Raw genomic sequence first — 2,356 nt, 5'->3', positions numbered from 1 at the left:
ACCCACATAAAGCTTTAGGATATCGTTCACCCCGTGAGTTTATCGCGGAGCAAATTAACCAGTAAAAATGACCGATCTTTCGGGGGCAACTACAAATTATTGCTACAACTATTGAACCGGTAGATGGTCTGCAATTTTATGTGCGTTACGCTGAGGCAATTCGCTCACCTAGCCTTTTTGAATCTACAACAGGTTTTTCAGTTTCCAATACCCCCTCAATTACACTTAAACCAGAGCATACCCGAAATTGGGAACTGGGCATAAATGTTGAAATGGATAATGTTCTGCGCACTGCGGATGAATTGCGTTTCAAACTTGCCTACTTTGACAATAAAGCTAAAAATTATTTAACGCGGGGTGTTGCATTTGAGGGGAACGGCACCACTATGCGTAATCTGGATCATGCCCGATTTAAGGGGCTGGAAGTGACCGGACGTTATGATGCCGGTGATTTTTATGCCGAAGCGTCAGGTATTTACTACACTGAAACTGAGTTCTGTGCTCAAAATGCGCTTAACGGACTATACTGTTTTTCTGATGGAAGTAATTCGGGTTATGGCCAGTTGCATGTACCACCCAAAATGAGTGGATCGGTTACACTTGGTGCCCGTATGTTCGAAGAAAGTCTGGATGTGGGTACCCGTATTAGCTATACAGGCAAACGCCCTTCAGATTTTTTAGATCTAACCGGCAGTGCTAGTCAGACAACCACGATTGCATGGAAACCTTATACATTGGTTGACTTGTTCGCCAGCTACAAAATCAATGAAGATGTGACACTGGATTTCAATGTCGATAACGTCACCGATGTTTATTATATGGATGCGTTGACATTAGGCTTGATGCCTTCTCCTGGGCGTAGTTTTCGCGCCAGCTTGACAGCCAAATTCTGATTATATGATATCCATGTGGCGTGAATATTTCACGCCACATAAAATTCTAATGTAACTGGCAGGTGAAATAATCCGTTGATTGTGCTGAACTGCATAATGCTTGTTGCTTGAAGAATGATAGTCAGGCTAAAACTTCGTGAAAATGAAAAGTGCCTTGATGGCTTGTGATTTGCGGAGATTTTCAAGTGTTCTATCAACCTAAAAATGGATTTGATCTACCGCATAATCCGCTTAAAGCTATTGTTACACCACGCCCTATCGGCTGGATTGGTACAAGGTCAAATGAGGGGGCTTTGAACCTCGCGCCATATTCATTTTTTAATATTGTCAGCGATAATCCGCCTTTGGTGATGTTTTCGTCTTCCGGATTTAAGGATAGTGTTGCCTTTGCAGAAGAAAGCGGGGAATTTACCGCCAATATGGCGGGTGAGCATTTAGCCAAAGAAATGAATGCCACATCTGTCAGCGCTCCACGTGGCACCAGCGAATTTGAATATGCTGGTTTGACGCCTGCGCCTTGTGAATTAATTAAAGCGCCGCGGGTGGCTGAAGCTTATGCCGCGCTGGAATGTATTGTGGTTGAAGTCAAGCGCTTGCACGGCAAGGATGGGGTTTTAAGTGAAACTTATATGGTGATCGGTGAGGTTGTCGGTGTCCATATTGATGAAGCAATTTTGGTAGATGGCCTCATTGATATTGCCAGGTCCAGGCCAGTTTCGCGTCTTGGCTATATGGATTTTGCAACGACGGATAAGGTCTATGAAATGTCCCGCCCGAAATGGGAAGAATAATTAAGCCTCACCGTTTTCGTTATTTTTCCTGATGCAGGGCATCATATATTCTCACCAGATCAACCAGCGAATTGGCCACGAATGCTATTGGCAACTTATATCCGAGCGCTGAATGCCGCCTGATTGGATTCTTGAAGCAATCAATGTATCGGCCAAGGGCTTTTACAGCATCGGCTCGCGTTTGTAAGCTCGTGCCCCAGACCATCTCTGATTTGATGGTTTTAAATACGGTTTCGACCATCGCATTATCAATACCAATTCCCTTTAGCATTCATTAATGCGACGATGCCGTGACCGGCCAGCCGATCTCAATAGTCATAAGAACAATATTGGCTGCCCCTGTCCGAATGCTGGATCAGCCCGGCGGGTGGCCTGCGAAGAGCAATCGCACGATTTAAAGCCGTCAATGCCAGATTTTTTTGAGCCTGTCACTTGTTGCCCATCCGACAATACGCCGCGAGAATAAATTCAGCACAATTGCCAGATAGAGACAGCCCTCAGCGGTTCAGATATAGCTGATATCAACACCCCATTTCTGATCTGGGCCAGTGCATGTAAAGTCCTGTTCAAGAAGGTTGGGGCAATCAGACTAGCATGGTTGCTGTCTGTGGTCTTCTTGTAGCGCTGTTTTTGTAGGGCTTTCAGCTTATTATCCCTCATAAGCCTCGCAAC

The 2,356-nt window shown here is 45.1% G+C and carries 2 protein-coding genes and 1 pseudogene; 2 read left to right on the top strand and 1 reads right to left on the bottom strand.

All coding sequences use genetic code 11. The annotated features are described in order from the left end of the window. Nucleotides 1–74 precede the first annotated feature (74 nt). The gene (locus FHS77_RS15920) at nucleotides 75–893 is read left to right on the top strand and encodes a TonB-dependent receptor domain-containing protein (protein WP_343061037.1); all 819 of its coding nucleotides are present in this window, start codon (nucleotides 75–77) and stop codon (nucleotides 891–893) included. A 185-nt stretch (nucleotides 894–1,078) separates the two neighbouring features. Continuing rightward, nucleotides 1,079–1,684: a flavin reductase gene (locus tag FHS77_RS15915; RefSeq protein ID WP_184224891.1), complete on the top strand. Its 606-nt coding sequence runs from the start codon at nucleotides 1,079–1,081 to the stop codon at nucleotides 1,682–1,684. Nucleotides 1,685–1,703: 19 nt separating this feature from the next. On the opposite strand, the pseudogene FHS77_RS15910 reads toward FHS77_RS15915, so the two are convergent. After that, nucleotides 1,704–2,356 (bottom strand): annotated as a pseudogene (locus tag FHS77_RS15910) (IS3 family transposase); the annotation flags it as partial.

The organism is Paenochrobactrum gallinarii, from assembly GCF_014205685.1.
GTDB classification, from domain to species: domain Bacteria; phylum Pseudomonadota; class Alphaproteobacteria; order Rhizobiales; family Rhizobiaceae; genus Paenochrobactrum; species Paenochrobactrum gallinarii.
Note: the sequence above shows the minus strand (reverse complement) of the source record. Positions and strands in the feature narration are given on the sequence as shown.